Raw genomic sequence first — 19,200 nt, 5'->3', positions numbered from 1 at the left:
CGGCGCGCTGCACAAAACAGTCAGCCAGATGCGAGGATAGATCGAACGACGCGCTCGCGCTGCTCAGCGATGATTGATCCGCGTCGCCAGCTCAATAAACGCCAGCGTGGCGGGTGATGCCTGGCGCCGATCAAGAACGGCGAGTCCGACCTGACGCTTGACCGCAGGCAACAATGGCTTCTTCACGAAGGCCTTGTCTTGCACTCGTGGCAATGAGCCTTCGGCGACGATGGTGATGGCGTCGCCACGGCTGACCAGATCGAGCGTACTGAGCAGTTGCGCACAGCGGTAGCGGATATTCGGTTGCAGGCGTGCGGCCATGAACAGTCGCGACACCAGTTCCGAAGAGCCGGCCTCGGTGAGCACGAATGGCGCCGCGCACAAATCGTTCAGGCTTAACGCCGGATGCCTTGTCAACGGGTGGTCGGGCGGCAGCAGGACGACCATTTGGTCTTCGATCAGACTGAATGTGTCGAAACGCTCTTCTGGCAGCACGACGAAGCCGATGTCGATCCGTCGCTCCTCCAGCCATTGAATCACCTGACGATCCGGTCCTTCGTCAACGTGCACTTCGATGCCGGGATGAGCTTCTCGATAGCGGCGCAGAATGGCTGGCAGCAGTTTGACCGACGAAGTCGGCCCGAACGAACCGATGCGCAAGGTACCGCTTTTCATGCCGCGCGCATCGGCGGCCTCTTGGCGCAAGGTATTGGCCAGGCCGAGCATGGCACGCGCGCGCAGCAACAATTGCGCGCCGATGGTACTGAGTTCTACTTGCGACTGATGTCGGCGCAGCAATTCAACGCCGAGTTCCTGCTCCAGTGATTTCATCGCATGGGACACCGCCGACTGGGAGATCCCCAAGCGATGGGCGGCCAGGGTAAAACCGCGCAGTTCGGCGACCAGCGAGAAGATCTCCAGTTGCGTGAGGGTCATGATTATTTGCTCATTTTACGATGAGGATGAATGAGGATGATCATAAAGCATCGGCAACCCTTCGAGCCTGGACTACATGCACAATCCTGGAAAAACATCATCCGACGTTCCGGTTTATCTGACCCTCGCTGGGGTAACGATGATCTGGGGTGGCACCTTCGTCGCCGGGCGTTTTTTGGGTGGCAGTCTGAGCCCGGTGTTTGCTGCCAGCCTGCGCTTCTTGCTGGCCAGCGTGGCCTTGCTGGGTTTTCTATGGCTGGCACGGATTGCGCTTGTCCGGCCGACGGTCCGGCAATGGTTGCGCCTGGCACTGTTGGGGTTCTTCGGGATTTTCTTTTACAACCTGTGCTTCTTCTATGGCCTGCAATACATCAACGCGTCGCGCGCTTCGTTGATCGTCGCCCTGAACCCGGCGGTGATTGGTCTCGCCTCACGGTGGTTATTCAACGAGCGCCTGGGGCGAATGAAAACGGCGGGTATCGCGACCTGCATCATCGGCGCGGTACTGGTAATTGTCAGTCGCGATCCGCAATTACTGGTCGCAGCACGCGACGCGTGGATCGGTGATGCGCTGATCTTCGGTTGCGTGCTGGGCTGGGGGGGGTATTCGTTGTTCTCCCGTGAGCTGAACCAGTCGTTGGGACCGGTGCAGACGGTGACGTACTCAGTCCTGATCGGCACGCTGATGTTATGGCTGCTGGCGGCAGCGCGCGGCGATCTGAGCCGGACAGCACTGAATGATCTGGGCACGGCGCAATGGCTGAGCCTCGCCTACCTGGGTGTGCTCGGCTCGGCGCTGGCCTACATCGGTTACTACGACGGCATCCGCAAGATCGGCGCGACGCGCAGTGGCGTATTCATCGCGCTCAACCCGCTGACGGCGGTGATCTTCGGCGCGCTGCTGCTGGGCGAGCAACTGACGCTGACCATGGGGCTGGGCGGTGCGCTGATCCTCGGCGGCATCTACCTGTGCAACAAACCCCTTGCGGCAAACGCAAAAAAGCGGATTTCATAGGGGCAGCAGACAAGCCGGTTTACGCTGTGTAGAATCGGGTTACGCATACAATAATAATCGTCTTCTGGCAGCAGAAGCCTCGCCCGCAAGAGCCTTGGGTCGACAATGAAGATATTCGGGTTTCAACTGATCTACGGTGACTTCCTCGCCCGCAGTGTGCGCGGCATTTCCTGTGCGCCACCCATCGACCTCGCATGACTGACAAATAACCCTGGTTAATTGAAAAGAAATGATGAGGCGTCACCATGGCAGATTTATACGAAAACCCAATGGGCCTGATGGGCTTTGAGTTCATCGAGTTCGCATCGCCGACTCCCGGCACGCTGGAGCCGATCTTCGAGATCATGGGCTTCACCAAAGTCGCGACTCACCGCTCCAAGAACGTGCACCTGTACCGTCAGGGCGCGATCAACCTGATCCTCAACAACGAACCGAACAGCGTCGCCTCGTACTTCGCCGCCGAGCACGGCCCGTCCGTTTGCGGCATGGCGTTCCGCGTCAAGGATTCGCAAAAGGCCTACAGCCGCGCACTGGAACTTGGCGCACAGCCGATTCACATCGAAACCGGTCCGATGGAGCTTAACCTTCCGGCGATCAAAGGCATTGGCGGCGCGCCGCTCTACCTGATCGACCGTTTCGGCGAAGGCAGTTCGATCTATGACATCGACTTCGTGTTCATCGAAGGCGTGGACCGCAACCCGGTCGGTGCCGGCCTGAAGATCATCGATCACCTGACCCACAACGTTTATCGCGGTCGCATGGCTTACTGGGCAAACTTCTACGAGAAGCTGTTCAACTTCCGTGAGATCCGTTACTTCGACATCAAGGGCGAGTACACCGGCCTGACCTCGAAAGCGATGACCGCACCGGACGGCATGATCCGCATACCGCTGAACGAAGAATCGTCCAAGGGCGCTGGGCAGATCGAAGAGTTCCTGATGCAGTTCAACGGTGAGGGCATCCAGCACGTCGCGTTCCTCACGGACGATCTGATCAAGACCTGGGATCAGTTGAAGAAGATCGGCATGCGCTTCATGACGGCACCGCCGGACACCTACTACGAAATGCTCGAAGGGCGTTTGCCGAACCACGGCGAACCGGTCGAGCAACTGCAATCGCGCGGCATCCTGCTCGATGGCGCCTCGGAACAGGGCGACAAGCGTTTGCTGCTGCAGATCTTCTCGGAAACCCTGATGGGCCCGGTGTTCTTCGAATTCATTCAGCGCAAAGGCGACGATGGATTCGGTGAGGGCAACTTCAAGGCACTGTTCGAGTCGATCGAGCGCGACCAGGTGCGTCGTGGTGTTTTGACCACCGAGTAATCCGTTGCACCGATAAACATTGTGGGAGCCAGCAGGCTGGCTCCCACATTTTTTTGTGTTTGGCTTAAGGGCGGCTTTGTCGCATCAAGTGCTTGAAGCCTTCGAAGACCAGCACCACCACCGCCACCCAGATCGGGATATAGGTCAGCCACTCCCCGGACTTGATGCTCTCACCGAGCAACAACGCCACGGCGAGCAGCAGTACCGGCTCAACATAACTCAACAACCCGAACAGGCTGAACGGCAGCAAGCGGCTGGCGATGATGTACACCACCAGCGCCGAGGCACTGATCAGGCCGAGTAGCGGAATCAGCCAGAGCAACCCGGGATACTGGTCAAACACGCCAAAGCCTTGCTCGCCGCCTTGCACAAACCACCAGGCGACCGGCAGCATCAACGTCATGTCGACCCACAAACCGCCGAGGTTGTCGGTCTTCAGGTATTTGCGCAGCACGAAGTACATCGGATAACCGACCACGACCACCAGCGTCGCCCAGGAAAAACCGCCAACCTGATACAGCTCGTTCAGCACGCCCAGGCTTGCAAAAAACACCGCGATTTTTTGCAGATACGACAGGCTCTCGCCATAGGCGATGCGCCCGGTCAATACCATCGCCAGCGGCAGCAGGAAATACCCCAGCGAGACATCGAGGCTGTAGTCGTTCAACGGTGCCCACATGAACAGCCACAACTGCACGCCGAGCAACGCTGCCGAGATGATCAAGCCGCCGATCATTTTCGGCCTCGCTGCCATCAAGCGCATCAGCTCGACAACCCGCCGCCATTCTCCGGAAACCAGCATGAACACAGTCATGCACGGTACGGTCAGCAGCATCCGCCAGCCGAAGATCTCCACGCCGCTCAACGGCGTGAGCAACGAAGTGTAGTAATACATGACGGCAAACAGCACCGATGCCGAAACCGATAGAGCGATACCTTTAGCCAAGCTGTCCTCGCAGGTTGAGGGTTGAACGGGGCGCGAAGGATACGTGGTTTTTGTGCTGAATATTGATCGGTTGCTCAATATCCTTCACATACATCAGCCGGATCGCCGCGCCATCAGCATAGCTGCCGTATAACCTGTGGGAGCGAGCCTGCTCGCGAAGCTTTTGAAATCACTGACCGGTCTTCAACGGATTGCCAAAACGCTTGAGGTACATTTCACCAAACCGGTAAGACGCGTAATCGGTCATGTGGCCGAGGTCACGATAAACCGGCAAGCCATCGACGGTGGTCGTGCAAGCGCCATCCTTGCATTGCAGGCTTTTCGGGTCGATGACGATCAGGCTCGGGTATTCGCCCTGTAGTTCACTGAACAACTCGGCCAATGTCGGATCGTCGTTATTTGACCAAGGCACGGAAGCGCATTGAATGCTCTGTTCGGCACTGCCGAGCAAACCGCGCAACTTCACCTGTTTCAATAAACACTCGTTGATCCCCGTCGGCATCGGCAGGGTATTCATCAAAAACACCGGGGTCGCACCGGATTTGACGATGATGTCCAAGGCTTGGCGGAGCGCGACGCCGAGGCGTTGCTGCGACAGTTCAACACTGCGCGGATCCTCCAGGCGGGTGACGATGGCATCGGTGAGATACGCCTCCCAGAACTGCCCGATGATCACGTAGCGGAAATGATGGTTGGTGATCATTTCGTAGTAGCGTTGCGCAGCGTTGTGGCATTTCTGATACAGCGCGTTTTTCGCTTTGTACCAGTTGTAGAGGTAGATGTTCGGCAGCGCCAGGCAGGCCGGATAACCCTGCGCGAGGACAGCGAGGTTCGCGTCCTTGGCCAGCGTTTCAACGAAGCCCCAATAATGGTTCGAGTAGGAATCACCCATCAGCAGAACCTGTGGCTCGGCCTGCGCGGCGCCCATGATGCAGCCAGGATCGGCGCCGTCGCTCACGCCCAGACAGGCTTCCCGGTTGGCCGGCACTGATGCTTTCAAACCGTTGAACAGATTGTTCGAACCCTGACTGAAGCGGTTCGGCCAGCCCTCGTTCCGGTCACCCGCGGAGTGCAACAGCGACAAGGCAATCGCCGGCACTATCATCAGCCAGATCAGGGTTTTGCCAAAGCCTGCGCGTGGCTTGCGGAAACGGTTTTCGATCAGCACGAAGGACAGATAGCCGATGACGAAGGTCGCGCCGAAGTACACCACCTGCACCAGCGGGGTGAGGGCGATGCCCAGGTAGCTCGTCACGGCGAGAATCGGCCAGTGCCACACGTAAAGCGAATACGAGAGCGTGCCAATGAACACCAGCGGCCGGAACGCCAGCACCTTCGAGGTCACGCTGGCATCGCCGATGCCGCGAAACAGCAGCACGGCCGTGGCCAGGCACACGGCGATGGCAGGGTAGCCGGGAAACCCCGACAAAATATCTTCGCGCGTCGCGAAGTAGAACAATGTCCCCAGCGCCAGCGCACACATCAGCGAAGCACTCAGGCGCTTGAGCCGGAACGTCTTGCTGCTGAAAATGACCGCACAGGAACCGATCATCAACTCGAAGATGCGTGCGGTGAAGAAATAATAGTTGCGGTCGGGATAGGCGTACGACAAATACAGCGCCAGTGCCATTGCCGCCAGCGTCAGACCAAGCACGGTGGTCTTGAACACTCTTTTCGCCACGTAACGGTTGAGCAACCAGAGGCCCAGCGGCAAGGCCAGATACCATTGCCATTCGATGGCCAGCGACCAGGTGTGCAACAACGGCAGGCTCGCGGCATCCGGCGTCGCGTAGCCGCTGGTCACTTTGGAAAAGTACTGATTGGAGATCAGCAGCGAGGTGTATTTTTCACTTTTGAGAAAGTCGACGTAGTCGCTGGGCAGATAAAGCAACGTAGTGATCAGCAGGGTGACGATGAGTAGCGCAATGATCGCCGGTTGCAGGCGCCAGATTCGTCGCGTGTAAAAGCCGGAGAAGCTGAACGTGCTCTTGTCCAGCGAGGTCATGATGATCGAGGTGGTCAAGTACCCGGAAATCACAAAGAAGATATCGACGCCGATGTATCCCGACGGAAACAACGCCAGGCCACCGTGGAAGATCAATACCAGCAGCACGGCGATGGCGCGCAGGCCGTCGATGTCGGCGCGGTACTCGATCGAGGGTTTGCGTTCGGCAGCCGTTGCCGCTGCTTCAGCGCGAGGCGGTGAATGCGGATCGTGTTTATCGCCGGGACGTTCCAGCAGAGAAGGCTTTGCGGGTGCCTCGACGGAGCGATCGAACATGCAGTGATCCCTGGCAATTTTGCGACGATCAATCCAGTTTCCGTTTGATCGCGCTGAATTCAATGAAAAACAGCCGATTGTATCGGCTGTTCTACATTAGGGAAGACCTGTTATGCCTGATGCGGTTTACGTCCTGGCACGAAATGGCTGACATCGTTGAAACCCGGTGTCGAAGCATGCCCCGGCGTGACCAGCGAATCGATGAATGCCTCGTCCTCGGCGCTGATCTTTACCCCCTGCGCCTTGGAATAGGCATCCCACTGCGCTTCGGTCCGCGGCCCGACAATCGCCGAAGTCACGGCGCTATTGTTCAACACCCAGGCAATCGCAAACTCGACCATGCCGACCCCGCGCTGCTCGGTGTACTGCTGAATCTGCTGGGCAATGCGCAACGACTCGACGCGCCACTCGGTTTCCAGAATGCGCTTGTCCTGACGTCCGGCGCGGCTGTTGGCGTCCGGTTGCACATCCGGCGCGTACTTGCCGCTGAGCACGCCACGGGCCAGCGGGCTGTAAGGCACCACGCCGAGGCCATAGGTTTGCGCAGCGGTAATCTGCTCGGTCTCGGCCTGACGGTTGACGATGTTGTACAGCGGCTGGCTGATCACCGGGCGGTCAACGCCGAGCTTCTCTGCAACACGAATGACCTCGGCGATGCGCCAGCCGCGATAGTTCGACAGCCCCCAATAGCGGATCTTGCCTTGGCGAATCAGATCGCCAACCGCCGAAACGCTGACTTCAAGCGGCGTGTTGTGGTCTTCGCGGTGCAGGTAATAGATGTCGACATAGTCAGTGCCGAGCCGAGTGAGGCTGGCTTCCAGGCCATTGAAGATGTGTTTGCGGCTTAAACCGCTGCGGTTTGGGACGCCGTCCACCGGACCGAAGCCGACCTTGGTGGCCAGCACCCATTCGTGCCGATGCCGGGCGATCGCTTCACCGACGATCTCTTCGGAGCGACCGTTGGTGTAGACGTCGGCGGTGTCGATGAAATTGATCCCCTGGTCCCAGGCCTTGTCGATGATGCGCAGCGAGTCTTCGGCGCTGGTCTGCTCGCCGAACATCATCGTGCCGAGCGTCAGCGTGGAGACCTGCAATCCAGAATGGCCGAGTGTGCGGTAGCTCATGGCGAAATCCTTTTTTGGCGATGGGAGAGGGTGATCAAATACCAGATGCGCAAGTCGTCGCAAAGTGAATTTATAAGATCAAGAGCCCCTCACCCTAGCCCTCTCCCGGAGGGAGAGGGGACTGACCGTGGTGAATGCGAGAATTACGCCGACGACGAATACCGCGCTGAACGCCAGTTTTGAACGCCCCACCAATCGGCTCCCTCTCCCTCCGGAGAGGGCTGGGGTGAGGGGCTGCCGATCTCAAATTCCAACCAGGTCCCGAGCCGAACCGAGATAAAAAACGGCCCCAACCAGGACCGTGTCTGGAAACCATTTGAAGCCTAAGCCCGCAACGTCCGCGTCAGCCGCAACGCCAGCAAACTCCCGCCGACAATCACCGCCGCGAGCAGATACAACGCCGCATCCGTTGACCCCGTGCTGTCCTTGACCCAACCCACCAGATACGGGCTCAAGAACCCGGCCATCTGCCCCATCGAGTTGATCAACGCCAGTCCACCGGCCGCGGCGCCTGCACTCAACATGGCAGTGGGGACCGGCCAGAACATCGGCAGCCCGGTCAGCGCACCCATGGTGGCAATGGTCAGGCCGAGGATTGCAATGGCCGGATTCGCCGCGAAGTTGACCGCGATCAGCAAGCCAATCGCGCCCATCAGCATCGGCACCACCAGATGCCAGCGGCGTTCCTTGCGCAGGTCGGCCGAGCGACCGACAACCAGCATGAACACCGCCGCCAGCAGATAGGGAATCGCGCTCAACCAGCCGATCACCAGGTTATCGCTGAAACCCAGATTCTTGATGATCGACGGCAGCCAGAAGTTGATCGCGTAAACGCCGCTCTGGATGCAGAAGTAGATCAGGCCGAACGCCCAGATCGCCGGGTTCTTGAACACCGCCAGCAGCGAGTCGGAGGTAGATTTCGGTTTGTTCGCCAGGTCTTCGGCCTGATCCGCTTCAAGCACCGCGCGTTCGTGCGGGGTCAGCCACTTGGCATTGGCGAAACTGTCGCTGAGCAAGAACCAGGCGAGGGCGCCGAGGATGACCGTCGGAATGCCTTGCAGCAAGAACATCCATTGCCAACCAGCGAGACCGCCCTGGCCAGCGGCGAAATGATTGAGAATCCAGCCGGAGAACGGGCTGCCGAGCAACCCCGACACCGGAATCGCCGACATGAACAGCGCCATGATCCGCCCACGGCGGAACGTCGGGAACCACTGCGAGAGGTACAGCACCACACCGGGAAAGAAACCGGCTTCGGCCGCGCCAGTGAACAGTCGCAGCGTGTAAAACTCGGTCGGCGTGGTGACGAACAGCAGGCAGGTCGACAGCGTGCCCCAAGTGATCATCATCAGCGCAATCCAGCGCCGTGGACCGAATTTCGTCAGGGCCAGGTTGCTCGGCACGCCGCACAGCACGTAGCCGATGAAGAAGATCCCGGCACCGAGGCCGTACACGGTTTCGCTGAATTTCAGCGCGTCGAGCATCTGCAGTTTGGCGAAGCCAACGTTGACCCGGTCGAGGTAGTTGAACAGGTAGCAGATGAAAATGAAGGGAATCAAACGCAGGGTGATGCGTTTGTAGACGGCGTTTTTACCGTCCGTGTCGATGGTCTGGGTAGCTGCGGCGCTCTGCGACATAGCGGCTCTCTCTTTATTATGATTTTTTGCGATGCAAAGGGTAACGTTGATCGCCCCGAGAGTCTCGGCCACCTCTGGCCGGATTGTCTTTGTGCCTGAGCACAGGGTTTGCCGGCAGACCCTGTGCGGGTGAACAATCGCACGCGCCGAACATCAAGGATTGCCGCTGTCATGTTCGAACTTGACCACGACCTCGCCCAGGACATCGTCGACCGGGCGATGGCCATTTTGCCCTACAACGTCAATGTCATGGACAGCCAGGGGCTGATCCTCGGCAGCGGCGAACCGGAGCGCATCAATACTCGCCACGAGGGTGCGCAACTGGTGCTGGCCAATGGTCGCGTGGTCGAAATCGATGCGCAGACGGCGGTGCATCTCAAAGGCGTGCAGCCGGGGATCAACCTGCCGCTGCTGCTCGATCAGCGCTTGATCGGCGTGCTCGGCATCACCGGTGAGCCGGAGCAATTGCGCACTTATGCCGAGCTGGTGCGCATGACCGCGGAAATGCTCGTCGGCCAGCGCAATCAGCAGGCCGACCAGCAATGGCGGCGCCAGCGTTGTGATGACCTGCTGGCGCTCTTGCTGAGCGAGGCGGGTGATTCGCCGCGGCTGGTCGACGAGGCGCAGCAACTGGGGCTCAAGCCGCAATTGACGCGGGTGCCGCACCTGTTCGAGCTGGGTCTGGAGCACGGTCCAGGGCAAACCGTCGAGGCGCTGAGTGCCTGGCTAATGTCGCGTTACCCGGACAGCTGGTGCGTGAGTTCGGCGCAGTCATCGCTGCTCTGGTGTCGGCCGACGAGTCAGCACGTCGAGCCCGAGCGCTTGCTGGAAAAACTCGATGGCCTCGGCTGGAAGATCCTGCGCATGGCCGTGGGCGGGCAGGCCGACGGGCTGGCCGGGCTGCGCCGCTGTTATCGGCGGGTCGGCGATCTACTTGCTTACGGGCGCGAAGTTTTACCGCACTCGCGGGTACTGACCCTTAACCGCTATCGATTGCCGGTGATGCTCTGGCGCCATCGTAACGATGACGCGCTGGACGAACTGCTCAAACCGCTGCGCAAGGTGATCGCCAAGGACAGCAACGGCCAATTGCTGGCGACGCTGCGCAGTTGGTGCGAACACGACGGCCAGAGTCAGGCCTGTGCCGATGCCTTGGGCATTCATCGCAACAGCCTGCGCTACCGGATGGAGCGGATCGCCGAGTTGAGCGGGGTCGATCCGCTCAGGCTGGATGGGATGCTGGCGTTGTATTTAGGAGTGCAGTTGTTGCCGCAGACGGATCCGAATTGATCTGGCGCCTTCGAAGACGGCAGAAGCTGCAACACAGATCTTTTGTGAAAATGAACAACAATCATCTTTAGCCCTTGTGCAACCGACCGGGGTCAACCTGCTCGACCACTGGCAGCATGACGGACATTGTCACCGGAGAATTCCCATGAAAGTCGTCATCGCCCCCGATTCATTCAAGGACAGCCTCAGTGCTCAGGGCGTCGCCGAGGCCATCGCCCTTGGTCTGGCGCAGGTGTGGCCACAAGCGACGCTGGTCAAATGCCCGATGGCCGATGGCGGCGAAGGCACGGTGGAATCGATTCTCGCCGCCAATGCAGGCGAATTGCGCCGCAGTCGCGTCCGTGGCCCGCTCGGTGCGCCGGTGGAGGCCGCGTGGGGTTGGTTGCCGCATAGCCAGACCGCGATCATCGAAATGGCCGAAGCCAGTGGCCTGCAATTGGTGCCGCTCGGGCAGCGCGATGCGTGCATCAGCAGCACGTTTGGCACCGGCGAACTGATCCGCGCGGCGCTGGATGCTGGCGCACAACGGGTGATTCTGGCGATTGGCGGCAGCGCCACCAACGATGGCGGCGCCGGCGCGATGCAGGCCTTGGGGCTGAAACTGCTCGACGCGCAGAACCAGGCACTGGCCCCCGGCGGCCTTGCATTGGCGCAACTGGCGCGGCTGGACCTGAGCGACCTCGACCCGCGTCTGGCACAGGTGCGTTTCGATATTGCTGCTGATGTGAACAATCCACTCTGCGGCCTGCACGGTGCCTCAGCGATTTTTGGTCCGCAGAAAGGCGCTACGCCGGCTCAGGTGCAGCAACTCGATCAAGCCTTGGGGCACTTTGCCGAACTGTGCGCGCAAGCGCTGGGCAAAGACGTCCGCGATGAACCTGGCAGCGGTGCGGCGGGCGGTCTGGGCTTTGCCGCCAAGGCATTTCTCGGTGCGCAGTTTCAGGCCGGCGTTGAGGTGGTAGCCGAGCTCGTGGGGCTCGCCGATGCGGTCAAAGATGCCGATCTGGTAATCACTGGAGAAGGGCGCTTCGACGCGCAGACCTTGCGCGGCAAAACGCCGTTCGGCGTCGCAAGAATAGCCAGGCAAAACGGTGTGCCGGTGGTGGTGATTGCTGGCACCCTCGGCGACGGTTATCAAGAACTGTATGGCCATGGCATCGACGCGGCATTCGCCGTGACCAGCGGACCGATGAGCCTGGAACAGGCCTGCGCCGAAGCGCCACGGTTGTTGCGTGAACGCGCCACCGACATTGCTCGTGTCTGGCAGATCGCACGGCGTAGCGCGTGAAAATTCTGATCGGTGTTTCATTCCTGAAACACCGATAAAAATAGTTGCAACGGACCCGCAATCTTCCTCAAGTCTGGCCGATACAAAGGTCAGGCGCACACAAAACTCCAAAACAGTGGCGCCGAACTGCAGCCCACCCCCACGGCTCAGTGATATGGCATGGACGCTCGTAGCTTCTATCTTGAGAGTGCAGCCATGTCCTTGCGTAACCTGAATATCGCGCCCCGTGCCTTCCTCGGTTTTGCCTTCATCGCTTTATTGGTCGTCGTGCTCGGCGTGTTCGCCGTCAATCGCATGTCGGTCATTCGCCAGGCGTCGATCGATATGAATTCGACGCAACTGCCCAGCGTGACCCAGCTCAGCGTGATAACCGAAAACGTCCTGCGGATGCGCATCCTGTCGTTTCGCGTGTTGGTCAATCGCGAGCCTGCCGCGTTGCAGGAAGCACAGACGCGTATCGCCGTGCTGGTTGAAAAGGCGCGCAAGGCACAAGCCGCTTATGCCGAACTGCCTGCCGGTCCGGAAGAGCGCGCGATCTACCAGACGTTTTCGACCACGCTGGACAACTACGCACAAGCGCAGAACCAGATGCTCGAGTTGTCGCGCCAGGACAAAATGGAAGAGCTACGCGCGCTGATCAACACGCGAATCAAGGAAGGCACCGACCAGATGGGCGAGCAGTTGAACAAATTGATCGCAATCAATGCGGCCGATGCCAAAACCGCGTCGACTCGCGCCGGCGACTATTACGACAGCGCCATCACCGGCATCATCATTGTCGCGGTGATCGCAGCGCTGGCCACCGTGTTGCTGGCCTGGTTGCTGACCCGCAGCATTGTCACGCCGTTGAACCGGGCAGTACTGGCTGCGCAAACCATCGCCAGCGGCAACCTGAGCAAAGCCATCGAAGTCGACGGCAAGGACGAGCCGGCGCGCCTGCTCGAAGCCCTCGCGGCAATGCAGGTCAACCTGCGTCAAACCATCGAACAGATCGCCGGTTCCGCCACGCAACTGGGCGCGGCCGCCGAAGAACTCAGCGCCGTCACCGAAGAAGCCTCGCGCGGTTTGCAGCAGCAGAACAACGAAATCGAACAAGCCGCCACCGCCGTCAACGAGATGACCGCCGCCGTCGAAGAGGTTGCGCGCAATGCCGTGTCGACCTCCGAAGCTTCGAACCAGTCAACTCACGCTGCTCGTGAAGGTCGCGATCAGGTGGTGAAAACCGTCGACGCGATCCAGACCATGACCCACGACGTGCAGAACACCGCGCAGATGATCGAAGGCCTCGCCGCGCAGGGTCGCGACATTGGCAAAGTGCTCGACGTGATCCGCGCCATCGCCGAACAGACCAACCTGCTGGCGCTCAACGCCGCGATCGAAGCTGCGCGTGCCGGTGAAGCCGGACGTGGATTTGCCGTGGTGGCAGACGAAGTCCGGGCGCTCGCCCACCGCACCGCGCAATCGACTCAGGAAATTGAAAAAATGGTCGCCGGCATTCAGAACGGCACCGGCGAGGCTGTCTCCTCGATGCAGCAAAGCAACCAGCGTACCCAGACCACCCTGGAAATGGCCCGTGCCGCCGGCGTGGCGCTGGAGCAGATCACTCAGTCGATCCACCAGATCAACGAGCGCAACCTGGTCATCGCCAGCGCTTCGGAAGAGCAGGCGCAGGTTTCGCGCGAAGTCGATCGCAACCTCGTCAACATCCGCGATCTGGCCACGCAGTCGGCGGCCGGGGCCAACCAGACCAGCGCCGCGACCCACGAACTGTCGCGTCTGGCGGTGGATTTGAATGCGATGGTGGCGCGTTTCGTGATTTGAGATACGGTGAAGGCTGGAAACCGCGCGATCAGGAGACGTACATGCGCTATTCAGCCTTGACCCAACGCATTGCCGGCGAGGGCGCCGCCGCCTGGCAGATTCACGACCGAGCGTTGGCGTTGCGCGCCGAAGGAGTCGATATTCTGCTGTTGAGCGTCGGCGATCCGGACTTTGATACGCCGTTGCCGATTGTCCACGGCGCGATCGACAGTCTGTTGGCTGGCGATACGCATTATGCCGACATCCGTGGCCGGGTCGAGCTGCGCAGGCTGATTGCCGAGCGCCATTGCCAGCGCAGTGGTCAGCGCGTTGATCCTGATCAGGTGATTGTCTTGCCCGGCGCGCAATGCGCGGTGTATTCAGTGGCGCAATGTCTGCTCGATCCGGACGATGAGGTGATCATCGCCGAACCGATGTACGTCACTTACGAAGGCGTGTTCGGCGCTTGCGGCGCAACGGTCATTCCCGTCCCGGTGCGCCCGGAAAATGGTTTTCGCGTCGACCCGGCCGATGTTGCCGTGCGTATTACTTCAAAGACTCGCGCCATATTGCTCAACAGCCCGAACAACCCCAGCGGTGCAAGCTTGTCGCTGTTGATCTGGCAGGAACTGGCGGCGCTGTGCGTCCGCCACGACCTGTGGCTGATCAGCGACGAGGTCTACAGCGAACTGCTTTACGAAGGCCGGCACATCAGCCCGGCGAGCCTGCCGGGCATGGCCGAGCGTACGGCAACGATCAACAGCCTGTCGAAATCCCACGCCATGACTGGCTGGCGCATCGGCTGGGTGATCGGGCCGAAACCGCTGGCCGAGCATCTGGTCAACCTGTCGCTGAGCATGCTCTTCGGATTGCCGGATTTCGTGCAGAAAGCCGCGCAGGTTGCGCTGCAAAGTGATCTGCCGGAAGTGACGCAGATGCGCGAGGAGTATCGCCTGCGCCGCGACCTGGTTTGCGAGCGTTTGCACGGCTGCCCGGGCCTGCACCCGATCCGGCCCGATGGCGGCATGTTCGTGATGGTCGATGTGCGCCAGACCGGGCTCGGCGCCCAGGCGTTTGCCGAGCGATTGCTCGAAGGTTATGGCGTCTCGGTGCTGGCCGGTGAAGCGTTCGGGCCAAGTGCGGCGGGGCATATTCGCATTGGCCTGGTGGTCGACCGGATTAAACTGGCCGACGCCTGCGCACGGATTGCCTTGTGCGCAGCGCAGCTTTTACAGGCGCGCAGTGCCTGATGGTCCCTGGCCGTACCCCACACACTGATCGTTCCCACGCAGAGCGTGGAAACGATCAGTGTAAAGGGTTCACCAGATTTGCCGGCCTGTCCCCAGCCAGCGCCGCCAGCAGATTCTCCACCGCACACCGCGCCATCGCCTCGCGCGTTTCATGCGTCGCCGACCCCATGTGCGGCGTCGCCACCACATTATTGAGCTGCAACAACGGCGAGCCATGATCGAGCGGTTCACGCTCGAACACATCAAGCCCCGCCGCACGAATGCGCTGATGACGCAGCGCCTCGATCATCGCCGCCTCGTCGACCACCTTGCCACGCGAGATATTGATGAAAATGCTCTCGGGACGCATCAAGGCAAACTGCTCGGCGCCGATCAACTTTTCAGTCTGCGCCGTCAGCGGCAAGGTCAGGCAAATGAAATCGGCCTGTCTGAGCAAATCCTCGAGGCTGCGGTATTGCGCATCGAAGCGCTCCTCGACTGCCGGTTTGCGCGACTGGCTGTGATAGATCACCGGCATGCCAAAACCGAAATGCCCGCGCTGGGCCAACGCCTCGCCAATGCGGCCCATGCCGATGATGCCAAGCGTCTTGCCATGCACATCAGTGCCGAAATGCGCCGGACCGATGTTGCGGTTCCACTGGCCGCTGCGCACCATGTTCGCCAGTTCAACCACCCGCCGAGCCGCCGCGAGAATCAAGGCAAAACCGGTGTCGGCGGTGGTTTCGGTGAGTACGTCCGGGGTGTTGGTCAGCATGATTTTGCGACGGCTGAGGTAATCGATATCGTAGTTATCGACGCCGACCGAAACGCTGGCGATGGCTTGTAGCTGCGGGGCGAGATCAAGCAACGCCGCATCGAGCTTAAGGCTTGCGCCGAGCAAACCGTGAGCGCGGGGCAGGGCGTCACGCAGTTGCATGAGGCCGTCGGCGTCGAGGCTTTCGATCAGCGTCACTTCGAACTGTTCTTGCAGACGCGCCATCAGCGCGGGCGACAGTTTTTTGTACAGCACGACGTGTTTTTTCATGACAAAGTCCTTTCAGGAATGCGCCGGCACGCGCGGCGTGGCAACGGCTTTGGCGACGACGCGGTCACTGGCGCCGGGCTTGAGAAAAATCGTCAGCACCACCGACAGCAGCAAGGCGCCGCTCATCAGCAGATAGGACGCGCCGGGCGAGCCGGTGGAGCTGTTCAGGTAACCGACCAGATACGAGCCGCCGAACGAACCGAGTGCGCCCATGCTGTTGATCAGCGCCATGGCGCCGCCGGCGACGTTGGCCGGCAGGATCTCCGGCACGATCGCGAAGAACGGCCCGTACGGCGCGTACATGCAGGCGCCGGCGATCACCAGCAGCGTGTACGACCACCAGAAATGTTCCGCGCCGAGCGCGTAGGATCCGTAGAACGCGATGGACGCGATCAGCAGCGGCGGCCAGACGAAGCGTTTGCGCTTCTGCAACTTGTCCGAACCCCACGACACCGCAAGCATGCCGATCACCGCCGCCAGATACGGCATCGCCGACAACCAGCCAGCCTCGATCATGTCCATCTGCGCGCCGGCCTTGAGGATCGACGGCAGCCACAACACGAAGCCGTAGACGCCAATGCTCCAGCAGAAAAACTGCAAAGCGAGAATGATCACTTTCGGCGAACGGAATGCCTCGGCGTAATTCTTCACCGCTTTGATCCCGACCTGCTCCGCCGCCAGTGCGCTTTCCAGATCGTGCTTTTCCTGATCGCTGAGCCACTTGGCCTGGGCCGGACGGTCATCGGCCAGACGCCACCAGATAAACGCCCAAAGCACCGCCGGCAAGCCTTCGATTATGAACATCCAGCGCCAGCTGAAGTGCTGCACCAGGTAACCCGAAACCACCGACATCCACAGCATCGTCACCGGGTTGCCGAGGATCAGAAAGGTGTTGGCTCGCGAACGTTCGGCACGGGTGAACCAGTGGCACAGGTAGCCCAGCATCGCCGGCATCACGGCGGCTTCGACCACGCCGAGCATGAAGCGGATCACGATCAGCCAATAGGCGTTGGAGACCACGCCGGTCAGAGTCGCGAGGCCGCCCCAGAGGATCAGGCTGACGAAAATCAGCTTCTTTACGCTGTGCTTTTGCGCGTAGACCGCACCGGGCACCTGGAAGAAGAAATAGCCGAGAAAGAACAGCGCGCCGAGCAGTGACGACAGGCCCGGGGTGATCATCAGGTCTTCGGCCATGCCGGAGGCAGCGGCGAAGCCGTAATTGGCGCGATCCAGATACGCCAGGCTGTAGGTGATGAACACGATCGGCATGATGTACCACCAGCGGCGGGTGGCGAGAGTAGCGTTTTTCATGGTCTTGCTCCTGAGCTTGTTGTTTTTGTCGCAGCAGGTTCATTCAAGTTGTGGTGATCAGGCGCGCCCTTTCGCGAGCAGGCTCGCTCCCACAGGGGACTGCATTTCAAAGGTGGGAGCGAGCCTGCTCGCGAAGGCGGCCTCATATTCAACCGACAATTCCACGTGGGTAGGAAGGCCTTCCATATCCCCACGACTCTGCACCGCCCGACTGCCAATCCAGTTCGCGCGTTGCACCGCCTCGGGCACACTCTGATGTTCGAGCAGGGCGCTGATCAGCCCCACCGCAAAGCCGTCACCGGCACCGACCGTATCGACGACCTGAGCCACTGGCACACCAGCGACAAAACCCTGGTCCAGCTGCGTGCGGTAATAAGCGCCTTGCGGGCCGAGCTTGATCGCCACCGCTTCGGCGCCCTGATCGAGATAGAACGCGGCAATGTCCGCCGGGTCTTCGAAACCGGTCAGCAAACGGCCTTCGCTCAGCCCCGGCAAGACCCAATGGGCGAGGGCGGCGAGGCGGTTGATCTCGCTGATCATCTCGCGCTCGCTGGTCCACAGGCTCGGGCGCAGGTTGGGATCGAACGAAACGCTACGCCCGGCATGGCGCATGCGGGTCATCAGCTCGAAGGACATCTCACGAGCGGTGGCTGATAGCGCTGGCGGAATACCGGTGGCATGCAGATGGCGGGCGCCCAGCAGCGCTTCCTTGATGGCACTCGGGGACAAATGGCTTGCCGCCGAACCACGACGGAAATACTCGACCTGCGGATCGCTGCCATCGTCATTGCGCGACTTGAACTGGAAACCGGTCGGGTGCTGTTTATCGACATCGACGTGGCTGCAATCCAGACCTTCCTTGATCAGGGTCTCGACCACGAAGCGACCGAGCGAATCATCACCCACCCGGCTCAACCAGGCGACATTGAAACCCAACCGCGACAGTCCGATGGCGACATTGCTGTCGGCACCGGCAATGCGTTTGTGAAAATGCTCGACCGACGCCAGATCACCGGTCTGCTCGGCGACCAGCATCGCCATGGTTTCGCCGAACGAAAGAATATCGATCTCACACATGGGCAGGCTCCAGACGCGATTGGCCGAGGCGGGCGAGGGCGGCGACATGCTCGGTGGTCAGTTGCAGCAGATCATCGCCCTGCAACGGGTATTCGGCCGCGCGCATAACGCCTTGGGCCATGTGCCGCAAAAGTTGTTCCCACAGATGCAGATCACTGACGGCTGGCGGCACCGCTACCAGTTTGCCGTCGGCGCGACGGGCTACGGCTTTGCAGTGCACATAGCCGACATGCCGGCCGAGCAAGCGCGCGGCGCTGGTAGCGGACTGGTCCTGCCACTGCCAGTTGCCGATATCGAAGGTCATTTTGATTGGCAGGTTGTGCTGCTCCACCGCCGCGAAGAAGCGCTGAAACGGTTCGATGCGCCCGCCGTGCAAGGTCTGATCGTTTTCCACCAGCAACTGCACCGAGGTTCGTTGCAGACGTTCGGACAAAGCTTGCAGGTCGTTGGTGTCGGTGAAATAGCCGAGCGAGACTTTCAGCCACTTCGAACCGAACGCTTCGGCCTGTTGCAGTGCCGTAATCAATTCGGGATTCGGTTGCGCCTGGCCGGCGAGCCACAGTTCGGTGGGTGAGGAATAGATGCTTTGCAAGCCCTGCGCCTCGGTGGCCGCAGCCAATTGCGCCGGCTCTTCACGGGTCAGCAGCTCTTCACGCCACTCGATGCGATTGGCCCCGGCTGCGGCCAGAACGTCGATGAAATAATCTTGCCCGCACTGGCGCACAAGCTCGGCGCCGTAGCTGGACAAACTGATGGAAACGGCAGGTTTATTCATTGTTATTGACCTCTGAAACCGGTTTCATTTTTGTTCAAATAAAATATCAGTCAGCTCTGCGGTGTTCTTGCGGGCGCCTTCGCGAGCAGGCTCACTCCTACAGGTGACCGTGTTCCAAACCGTG

The 19,200-nt window shown here is 60.3% G+C and carries 15 protein-coding genes; 6 read left to right on the top strand and 9 right to left on the bottom strand.

The annotated features are described in order from the left end of the window. Positions 1 to 63: 63 nt before the first annotated feature. Entirely contained in the window at positions 64 to 936 is an 873-nt protein-coding gene (locus V6F91_RS06440) for a LysR family transcriptional regulator (RefSeq protein WP_332763098.1), read from the bottom strand. Between the two features lie 76 nt (positions 937 to 1,012). On the opposite strand from V6F91_RS06440, the gene V6F91_RS06435 reads away from it, so the two are divergent. Both V6F91_RS06435 and hppD read left to right on the top strand, forming a co-directional pair. Next, positions 1,013 to 1,951, top strand: coding sequence for a DMT family transporter (locus tag V6F91_RS06435; protein ID WP_332763097.1), 939 nt, complete (start codon positions 1,013 to 1,015; stop codon positions 1,949 to 1,951). A gap of 245 nt (positions 1,952 to 2,196) precedes the next feature. Further along, positions 2,197 to 3,273, top strand: coding sequence for a 4-hydroxyphenylpyruvate dioxygenase (hppD, locus tag V6F91_RS06430; protein ID WP_332763096.1), 1,077 nt, complete (start codon positions 2,197 to 2,199; stop codon positions 3,271 to 3,273). A gap of 64 nt (positions 3,274 to 3,337) precedes the next feature. On the opposite strand, the gene rarD is transcribed toward hppD, so the two are convergent. The 4 genes from rarD to V6F91_RS06410 form a co-directional block, all read right to left on the bottom strand. Further along, the gene (gene rarD, locus V6F91_RS06425) at positions 3,338 to 4,219 is read right to left on the bottom strand and encodes an EamA family transporter RarD (protein WP_332763095.1); all 882 of its coding nucleotides are present in this window, start codon (positions 4,217 to 4,219) and stop codon (positions 3,338 to 3,340) included. Between the two features lie 169 nt (positions 4,220 to 4,388). Further along, positions 4,389 to 6,500, bottom strand: coding sequence for an acyltransferase family protein (locus tag V6F91_RS06420; RefSeq protein WP_332763094.1), 2,112 nt, complete (start codon positions 6,498 to 6,500; stop codon positions 4,389 to 4,391). A gap of 110 nt (positions 6,501 to 6,610) precedes the next feature. After that, positions 6,611 to 7,624, bottom strand: coding sequence for an aldo/keto reductase (locus V6F91_RS06415; protein ID WP_332763093.1), 1,014 nt, complete (start codon positions 7,622 to 7,624; stop codon positions 6,611 to 6,613). A gap of 323 nt (positions 7,625 to 7,947) precedes the next feature. Continuing rightward, positions 7,948 to 9,261, bottom strand: a complete 1,314-nt coding sequence (locus V6F91_RS06410) for an MFS transporter (RefSeq protein ID WP_332763092.1) — start codon at positions 9,259 to 9,261, stop codon at positions 7,948 to 7,950. 171 nt (positions 9,262 to 9,432) lie between these two features. Between V6F91_RS06410 and V6F91_RS06405 the strand changes: the two genes are divergently transcribed. From V6F91_RS06405 to V6F91_RS06390, 4 genes are all read left to right on the top strand, one after another. Further along, positions 9,433 to 10,551 carry a sugar diacid recognition domain-containing protein gene (locus tag V6F91_RS06405; RefSeq protein WP_332763091.1) on the top strand — a complete coding sequence of 373 codons (1,119 nt, stop codon included), beginning with the start codon at positions 9,433 to 9,435 and terminating at the stop codon, positions 10,549 to 10,551. 145 nt (positions 10,552 to 10,696) lie between these two features. Beyond that, positions 10,697 to 11,839, top strand: coding sequence for a glycerate kinase (locus tag V6F91_RS06400; protein ID WP_332763090.1), 1,143 nt, complete (start codon positions 10,697 to 10,699; stop codon positions 11,837 to 11,839). A gap of 195 nt (positions 11,840 to 12,034) precedes the next feature. Next, on the top strand, positions 12,035 to 13,660 hold the full coding sequence (locus tag V6F91_RS06395; protein WP_332763089.1) for a methyl-accepting chemotaxis protein: 1,626 nt from the start codon (positions 12,035 to 12,037) through the stop codon (positions 13,658 to 13,660). Between the two features lie 41 nt (positions 13,661 to 13,701). Then, positions 13,702 to 14,889, top strand: a complete 1,188-nt coding sequence (locus tag V6F91_RS06390) for a pyridoxal phosphate-dependent aminotransferase (protein WP_332763088.1) — start codon at positions 13,702 to 13,704, stop codon at positions 14,887 to 14,889. A 55-nt stretch (positions 14,890 to 14,944) separates the two neighbouring features. Here the strand turns inward: V6F91_RS06390 and V6F91_RS06385 are convergent, their stop codons facing one another. Genes V6F91_RS06385 through V6F91_RS06370 form a run of 4 tightly spaced genes read right to left on the bottom strand, consistent with a single transcriptional unit; the run spans position 14,945 to position 19,076 of the window. Further along, a complete protein-coding gene (locus tag V6F91_RS06385; protein ID WP_332763087.1) occupies positions 14,945 to 15,913 on the bottom strand; it encodes a D-glycerate dehydrogenase in 969 nt (322 codons plus the stop codon). A 12-nt stretch (positions 15,914 to 15,925) separates the two neighbouring features. Beyond that, complete coding sequence (locus tag V6F91_RS06380) at positions 15,926 to 17,224, bottom strand: MFS transporter (protein WP_332763086.1); 1,299 nt, start codon at positions 17,222 to 17,224, stop codon at positions 15,926 to 15,928. 57 nt (positions 17,225 to 17,281) lie between these two features. Next, complete coding sequence (locus tag V6F91_RS06375) at positions 17,282 to 18,301, bottom strand: sugar kinase (RefSeq protein WP_332763085.1); 1,020 nt, start codon at positions 18,299 to 18,301, stop codon at positions 17,282 to 17,284. Further along, positions 18,294 to 19,076, bottom strand: a complete 783-nt coding sequence (locus tag V6F91_RS06370; protein WP_332763084.1) for a TIM barrel protein — start codon at positions 19,074 to 19,076, stop codon at positions 18,294 to 18,296. Before V6F91_RS06370 ends, V6F91_RS06375 begins: the two co-directional genes overlap by 8 nt. Between the last annotated feature and the right edge of the window lie 124 nt (positions 19,077 to 19,200).

It is taken from the genome of Pseudomonas koreensis (genome assembly GCF_036668835.1).
Taxonomy (GTDB): Bacteria; Pseudomonadota; Gammaproteobacteria; order Pseudomonadales; family Pseudomonadaceae; genus Aquipseudomonas; species Aquipseudomonas koreensis_I.
Note: the sequence above shows the minus strand (reverse complement) of the source record. Positions and strands in the feature narration are given on the sequence as shown.

What these genes read in the sequence shown, in the direction of transcription:
- V6F91_RS06380 (WP_332763086.1), bottom strand. Translation starts at nt 17,224, where the DNA reads ATGAAAAACGCTACTCTCGCCACCCGCCGCTGGTGGTACATCATGCCG.
- V6F91_RS06405 (WP_332763091.1), top strand. Translation starts at nt 9,433, where the DNA reads ATGTTCGAACTTGACCACGACCTCGCCCAGGACATCGTCGACCGGGCG.
- V6F91_RS06395 (WP_332763089.1), top strand. Translation starts at nt 12,035, where the DNA reads ATGTCCTTGCGTAACCTGAATATCGCGCCCCGTGCCTTCCTCGGTTTT.
- hppD (WP_332763096.1), top strand. Translation starts at nt 2,197, where the DNA reads ATGGCAGATTTATACGAAAACCCAATGGGCCTGATGGGCTTTGAGTTC.
- V6F91_RS06420 (WP_332763094.1), bottom strand. Translation starts at nt 6,500, where the DNA reads ATGTTCGATCGCTCCGTCGAGGCACCCGCAAAGCCTTCTCTGCTGGAA.
- V6F91_RS06435 (WP_332763097.1), top strand. Translation starts at nt 1,013, where the DNA reads ATGCACAATCCTGGAAAAACATCATCCGACGTTCCGGTTTATCTGACC.
- V6F91_RS06390 (WP_332763088.1), top strand. Translation starts at nt 13,702, where the DNA reads ATGCGCTATTCAGCCTTGACCCAACGCATTGCCGGCGAGGGCGCCGCC.
- V6F91_RS06400 (WP_332763090.1), top strand. Translation starts at nt 10,697, where the DNA reads ATGAAAGTCGTCATCGCCCCCGATTCATTCAAGGACAGCCTCAGTGCT.
- V6F91_RS06385 (WP_332763087.1), bottom strand. Translation starts at nt 15,913, where the DNA reads ATGAAAAAACACGTCGTGCTGTACAAAAAACTGTCGCCCGCGCTGATG.
- V6F91_RS06440 (WP_332763098.1), bottom strand. Translation starts at nt 936, where the DNA reads ATGACCCTCACGCAACTGGAGATCTTCTCGCTGGTCGCCGAACTGCGC.
- V6F91_RS06370 (WP_332763084.1), bottom strand. Translation starts at nt 19,076, where the DNA reads ATGAATAAACCTGCCGTTTCCATCAGTTTGTCCAGCTACGGCGCCGAG.
- V6F91_RS06375 (WP_332763085.1), bottom strand. Translation starts at nt 18,301, where the DNA reads ATGTGTGAGATCGATATTCTTTCGTTCGGCGAAACCATGGCGATGCTG.
- V6F91_RS06410 (WP_332763092.1), bottom strand. Translation starts at nt 9,261, where the DNA reads ATGTCGCAGAGCGCCGCAGCTACCCAGACCATCGACACGGACGGTAAA.
- V6F91_RS06415 (WP_332763093.1), bottom strand. Translation starts at nt 7,624, where the DNA reads ATGAGCTACCGCACACTCGGCCATTCTGGATTGCAGGTCTCCACGCTG.